This window comes from Eubacterium multiforme (assembly GCF_030813415.1).
GTDB classification, from domain to species: Bacteria; Bacillota; Clostridia; order Clostridiales; family Clostridiaceae; genus Clostridium; species Clostridium multiforme.
Map to the genome: position 1 here is coordinate 242,273 of NZ_JAUSUF010000003.1, position 6,286 is coordinate 248,558.

A 6,286-nucleotide genomic window follows, 5' to 3' on the forward strand; every position below is an offset into this window, starting at 1 on the left:
AGATAAATTCAGTAGAATTATTTTTAGTCAGTTTTTTATTTTCCTAGTTATATTTTAAATTTTGTGGTATTATGTTCTGTATTATCTAAAAAAGGAGGAGAATGTGTTTTATGGATAGTACAAAAAAGATAGACAGCAAAAAACTTATAGGAAACCTAATTATGATAATTGGAATAATAATATTTGTTTCAATATTTTCTAAAATATTTGGAGCTGAAAATACTTTAGTTGGAGTAACAATAATTACTGCAATACTTATGTTTAACGTTATGCATTTAAATTTGAAGTTTAAGGATGCAATTGTTGCAATAATTGTTGCTTTTACTGGAATGGGGTTAACTTCATACTTAAGTATGGTTAATCCATTTTTAGGGATACCTATTAATTTTATATCAGTATTTATTATGGCTTATATATTTTCAAATAAAATTGAAGAAAAGGCATATCTTCCATTTCTTTTATGTTATGTTTTCCTTCAAGGAAATCCTGTAACATCAGAAAAATTACAACCTAGAATATTAAGCCTTTTAATTGGAGGAATACTTGTTGGTGTAATTTATTATTTTAGTCACAGAAAAATATCTCATGATGATCATAGAAGTATAAGGGAGATGTTTTCATCTAAGGATAAGGATCCCCTTCAAATTAATTTTGCTTTAAGAATGGCAATAGGATTAACTATTTCTATGTTCATAGGTGGAATATTTGGCTTTGTTAAAGGAATGTGGATTAGTGCTACAGTTTTATCATTAACTCAACCTCATTATGAGCAAACTAAGGAAAGAATAGGTCAAAGGATAATAGGCACTATAATAGGAGCTGCATTATTTATTATATTATTTTGTTTTATAGTTCCAAAATCAATGGATACTATAGTTTTATTAGTATTAAGTTATATATATACTTTTATTAAGCCATATAAGATACAAATGATTTTTGTAACTTTAAATGCTTTAGCAGCTGCAATGATATTATTTGATGCATCTACTTCTGTTCCTATGAGAATAGCATTTGTTTTAGTTGGAATTGTGATAGCAGTTATTGTTAATAAGATACTATATAGTAGATTTGAAAGAAAATATAAAGGTTAGTTAAAACATAAGTTAATAATTAAATAGTAGTTTTAAAAATGTCTAAGGGATATATTTTATTTAATATCTTTTGGACATTTTTTAATATCTTTTAGAATTGAAAATAAAAAATTGTAAATATAAGTAATAGATGGTAGAATAATAATGGCAAAAAGGTAAAATATTATGAAATAAGGAGAAAATAAATGAAAAAGAATAATTTAGTTAGAATAATAGCATTATGTGGAATCATAATATCATTTATTCCTAATATTCAAGTAAATGCGGCAAATAATTCTAAAAATAGTAAGAGATATATAGAATGCAAATGGATAAAGGATAAAGGGCTTTGGACTTATAAAAAAGAGGATGGTTCATTAGCTAAAGGTTGGATAAAAGTTAAAGATAAGTGGTATCATATGGATAGAAAAGGTATCATGGAAATTGGCTGGCATAAAATTAATGGTAAGTGGTACTTCATGGATAAAGATGGAGAAATGGAAACCGGTTGGACAAAGGTTAAAGGTAGATGGTATTACATGGATAAAGATGGTGCCATGGAGACAGGCTGGGTTAAGGTTAAAGACAAGTGGTATTATATGGATGATGATGGAGAAATGGAAACCAGTTGGACAAAGGTTAAAGGTAGATGGTATTACATGGATAAAAATGGTGCTATGGAAACTGGTTGGGTAAAGGTTAAAAATAAATGGTACCATATGGACAATAGTGGAGAAATGGAAACTGGATGGATAAATCTTAAAAACAAAAAATATTATTTAAGATCATCAGGTGAAATGGTTACTGGTAAAGTAAATATCAATAAAAATATTTATTATTTTAATAATGATGGATCTATGAAGGAACCAAAATGGGTAAAAAATAATGGAAATTGGTACTATAAAAACAGTGATGATTCTTTTGCAAAGGGTTGGATAAAGGTAAAAGATAAATGGTATTACATGAATAAAGATGGAGAAATGAAAACTGGTTGGTTAAAGCTTGGAGATAAATGGTACTATATGGATGAAGACGGAGAAATGAGGACAGGCTGGGTAAAGGTTAAAAATAGATGGTATCATATGGATAAAAGTGGAGAAATGGAAACTGGATGGATAAAGGTTAAGGATAAATGGTACTATATGGACAAAAGTGGCAGTATGGTTACTGGCAGAATAAATCTTGGTACAAAATCCTATGAATTTTACAGTGATGGTTCTATGAAGGATCAAGAGTTTGCAAAGGGTAAATTAACAAATTTTGAAATGAATCTTAGAAGTAAACCAAGTTTAAATTCAGCTGTATTAACAACTGTATCAGAGGGTTCAGATGTACTAGTTCTTGAAAAGGTAAAGGGAGATCTTACATATTATCGTGTAAAATATAATCATAATGGAAAAACTTATAATGGATATATAAGTACATATTTAAATGGAGTAACAGCTGTACAAGTTTATGATGATAATAACAATAATGAATTTTTAGGTGTATTATCTGAAAAATATGAATCAAATGGAAATCCTGGATGCATTTCATCTGGAGAAGGGGATTATGGTGGTAAGTCTTATGGAGCTTGGCAATTATCATCAAAATTAGGTTCATTAAATGGTTTTGTTAATTGGCTTAAAGGTGAAAATTATGATTTTTATAAAAGATTAACTGATGCAAGAAGTTTAGATAATGGTTCAAATTGTGGACCACATTTTGATAAGGAATGGAAGAGTCTTGCTAATAATCATTATAATACTTTTTATAACTTACAACATAAATATACGAAAAAAACTTTTTATGATGATTTAGTTAACAGACTAACAACTAATGATGGATTTTCTAATATGCTAACAAACTTTTCAATTAGAAATGTATTATGGTCAACTGCAGTTCAACATGGGGCTTATGGAGCTTACCAAATCATAGCACCACTTTCAGATACTAAGGATGTTGAAAAATTTATAAATAAGGTATATGCAGAAAGAGGTCGTAAAAATTCAAGTGGAGGACTTGTTCATTTTCCAAATTGTTCAAAAGCAGTTCAAAGAGGTGTGGCAAGTAGATTTTCAAGGGAAGAAAATGATGCTATCAGAATGTATGAATACAGTTTTTAAAAATTTATAATAGGAGAAGTTACAATGAAAAATAAAAAAATATGGATAACACTTATAGTATTAATAGCAATTTCTACATCAATTTATTTTTTAGTTTTAAATAAAAATGATAAAGTATTGGAAGGTACAAAGGCATCAGTTGAAAATAATAATTCAAAGAATGTTGTAGAAAATAAATTAAAAGAAAAAACTGAAGATAATTTAAAAGAAAAATCTAGTGAAAGTTCAAAAAATGAAAGTAATAAAGTTAAATCTAATAAAGAAACAGAAAAGAGTATGGAAAAGAAAGAAACAGAAAACTCTAAAAATAAATTTACTTTAGATGATGCAATTAAAGTATGTAAAGAGAAGTATGGAGTTGATAATGATACTATATATGTTGGAAATAATACTATGGAAAATGTTAATGGTAAAAAAGGATATTTAATTGAAGTGAAATCTAAGGAGCTTATGAAACAAGGAGGAACTGGAGTAGCTTTTACAGTTTTAGTTTCTTCAAATAAAGTTATAAGCGAATTAAAATAGAGTTTTTCATAAAATTAACATTATGTAAAGATAATTGTTAAATTGAGTCAAAAATGATAACATAAAAATGTTTAAATTTATAAAAATATAGAATAGAGGGATAAATATGTCTATTATAGATAGAGTTAAGTTTGATGGAATTGATAATGGAAACTGGCTAGTATGTAAGTATCCATCAGAAAAACTGTCTACTGCAACAAAACTTATAGTTTCTGAGGGACAAGTTGCTGTATTTTTTAAAGGTGGACAAATCTTTGATGTTTTTAATCCAGGAACATATACTTTAACTACAGAAAATATACCATTTTTAAGTGCTTTTATAAATTTACCTTATGGTGGAGAAACTCCATTTACTGCGGAGATATATTTCTTAAATACTACATCAAAGTTAGATTTATATTGGGGAACAAAAGATCCAATTCAAATAGTTGATCCTAAGTATAAAATAAGATTAAAAGTTAGAGCTTTTGGGCAATTTGGATTTAAAATAAGTGATTATAAAGTTTTTTTAAGAGAGCTTATAGGCAGTATGGGCCCTTATAAGGTATGTAATCCAGAAAATATATCAAGCTTTTTTAAAGGGGCTTTAATAACTAAGGTTAAAAATATTATAGCAGCAGAAATAATAAAAAATAATATTTCTGCATTAGAGATTTCTGTTCATTTAGAGGAATTATCAAATTATGCTTTTGAGAAAGTAAGAGAAGAGTTTGGTAAATATGGAATAGATATAGTTAGTTTCTTTATTGAATCAATTAATTTTCCAGAAGAAGATTTTGATATGATAAATAAAATATTAGTGGATAAGGCAGCCTTTGATATTATAGGAGAAGAAAGATACAACACAAAGAGAAGTTTTGATGTTTATGAAAAAGCAGCTGAAAATGATAATGGTGCAGCATCAACAGCGGCAAGTGTTGGAATTGGATTAGGTCTTGCAAATAATATTTCCAATGTTTCTATGAATACTTCTGGAAGCTTAGGTAATATTGAAGGTGCAAAATATGAGAATAATAATGGATGCAAATGTAATTCTTGTGGACATATAAATAAAGCTCAATCTAAATTTTGCACAAAATGTGGTGAAAAACTTATAGAAGAAAAAATATGTGAAAACTGTGGAGCATCTAATGAAATTGATGCAAAGTTTTGCTCAAGTTGTGGAAATAAATTAATAAAGGAAGTAATTTGCCCTAGTTGTAAAAAAGAACTTACTGAAGATGCAAGATTCTGCAATTTTTGTGGAGCAAAGGTAGGTGAATAAAATGGCAGAAATATTATTATCATTATATTCATTATTTTTAATATACATAGGTTATGAATATATAGCTTGGAATGACTTTACAGTTTATAGTTTAGCTAAATTATTAATATTAGTATTTATTTTTATGTCTCAATTTATTGTACATAAAGGTATTTATAGAAAATTTATAAAAGAAAAAATAGATTCAGCATACCATATTAGTTTAAAAACTATAACAGGAATTTATGGTATTTTAATGGCAATTTATTTAATGTTTATACCAATATCCTTTGGAATAGATAATATTACTATAATATTTATAGTAACTTTAATATATTTAACTATTTCTTTTTCAATAGTACATGCAGGAGAAGTAGCGGAAAGACAAAATAATTTATAATTTAATAGGTTTACTAGGAGGAGTTAATTATGACAGCGAGAGTTTGTAGTCAGTGTGGAGCAGCTTTAGAAGGAGATTCAAAGTTTTGTAAGTATTGTGGAACAAATAATGGTATTAATGAAGAGGTTAATAATAATCAAAGACAATATCAAGAACCTATTCAATCTCAACCAATTAATCAAGGACAACCAATGCAATCAGCACAGTATGTTGGAACTAAGGTTCCTGTTAAAAGTAAGGTAGTTGCAGGAGTATTAGCAATATTATTAGGTGGACTTGGAATACATAAGTTTTATTTAGGAAAGATTTTTCAAGGAATTATATATTTAGTATTTTGTTGGACATATATACCAGCAATTATTGGAGTGATAGAAGGAATTGTTTATTTAACAAAGAGTGATGAAGCTTGGGCTGAAAAAGTAGGTTATAGATATAGATAAATTAATAATAAAGAAAGCAGCAATTTAATTGCTGCTTTCTTCATTTAATTTAAAATAATTATTTGATATTTTGTTGTGGAGTGTAGGAGATAAACTATTCATAAATTTTAATACTTGTTTCTCTTTTTCACCATTCAATAATGTTGGAACATAATCATTTTTATGACTTACAGAAGATATTGAAGCAGGTAAAACTTTAAATTCAATATTTGAAAGGGAATCACCATTAAAAATTAGTTTTGATTTAAGTATAAAGGTTCTTTTGTCAGATGGATTTGGATTACCACCAAAACAAAAATTACCTAAAGAATATACTATAAGTTTACCGTTATAATCTTCTAATGATTGTATTACATGAGGATGTGATCCAAGTACCATAGTTGCGCCACAGTCAATAGCATAATGAGCGAGACTGTAGATTATTTTGTGTAATATGGTTTCTTAGAAATTAAATATTACTGGAAATTTTAGATTCCAGTAATATTTTTTTATTATCTAGAAAT

Annotated in this window: 7 protein-coding genes; 6 read left to right on the forward strand and 1 reads right to left on the reverse strand. The window is 27.3% G+C overall.

All coding sequences use genetic code 11. The annotated features are described in order from the left end of the window. Positions 1 to 110 precede the first annotated feature (110 nt). From J2S18_RS07280 to J2S18_RS07305, 6 genes are all read left to right on the forward strand, one after another. Positions 111 to 1,091 carry an FUSC family protein gene (locus J2S18_RS07280; RefSeq protein WP_307485137.1) on the forward strand — a complete coding sequence of 327 codons (981 nt, stop codon included), beginning with the start codon at positions 111 to 113 and terminating at the stop codon, positions 1,089 to 1,091. 185 nt (positions 1,092 to 1,276) lie between these two features. Further along, positions 1,277 to 3,175, forward strand: a complete 1,899-nt coding sequence (locus tag J2S18_RS07285) for a VgrG-related protein (protein ID WP_307485140.1) — start codon at positions 1,277 to 1,279, stop codon at positions 3,173 to 3,175. A 24-nt stretch (positions 3,176 to 3,199) separates the two neighbouring features. After that, complete coding sequence (locus J2S18_RS07290; protein WP_307485143.1) at positions 3,200 to 3,700, forward strand: hypothetical protein; 501 nt, start codon at positions 3,200 to 3,202, stop codon at positions 3,698 to 3,700. A 106-nt stretch (positions 3,701 to 3,806) separates the two neighbouring features. Next, a complete protein-coding gene (locus J2S18_RS07295; protein WP_307485144.1) occupies positions 3,807 to 4,964 on the forward strand; it encodes an SPFH domain-containing protein in 1,158 nt (385 codons plus the stop codon). 1 nt (position 4,965) lies between these two features. Further along, positions 4,966 to 5,343, forward strand: coding sequence for a hypothetical protein (locus J2S18_RS07300; RefSeq protein ID WP_307485146.1), 378 nt, complete (start codon positions 4,966 to 4,968; stop codon positions 5,341 to 5,343). A gap of 29 nt (positions 5,344 to 5,372) precedes the next feature. Further along, complete coding sequence (locus J2S18_RS07305; protein ID WP_307485148.1) at positions 5,373 to 5,783, forward strand: TM2 domain-containing protein; 411 nt, start codon at positions 5,373 to 5,375, stop codon at positions 5,781 to 5,783. Between the two features lie 24 nt (positions 5,784 to 5,807). Here J2S18_RS07305 and J2S18_RS07310 read toward each other — a convergent pair whose 3' ends face one another. Beyond that, positions 5,808 to 6,218, reverse strand: a complete 411-nt coding sequence (locus J2S18_RS07310) for a CapA family protein (RefSeq protein ID WP_307485173.1) — start codon at positions 6,216 to 6,218, stop codon at positions 5,808 to 5,810. Positions 6,219 to 6,286: the final 68 nt, after the last annotated feature.

What these genes read in the sequence shown, in the direction of transcription:
- J2S18_RS07285 (WP_307485140.1), top strand. Translation starts at nt 1,277, where the DNA reads ATGAAAAAGAATAATTTAGTTAGAATAATAGCATTATGTGGAATCATA.
- J2S18_RS07305 (WP_307485148.1), top strand. Translation starts at nt 5,373, where the DNA reads ATGACAGCGAGAGTTTGTAGTCAGTGTGGAGCAGCTTTAGAAGGAGAT.
- J2S18_RS07300 (WP_307485146.1), top strand. Translation starts at nt 4,966, where the DNA reads ATGGCAGAAATATTATTATCATTATATTCATTATTTTTAATATACATA.
- J2S18_RS07280 (WP_307485137.1), top strand. Translation starts at nt 111, where the DNA reads ATGGATAGTACAAAAAAGATAGACAGCAAAAAACTTATAGGAAACCTA.
- J2S18_RS07290 (WP_307485143.1), top strand. Translation starts at nt 3,200, where the DNA reads ATGAAAAATAAAAAAATATGGATAACACTTATAGTATTAATAGCAATT.
- J2S18_RS07295 (WP_307485144.1), top strand. Translation starts at nt 3,807, where the DNA reads ATGTCTATTATAGATAGAGTTAAGTTTGATGGAATTGATAATGGAAAC.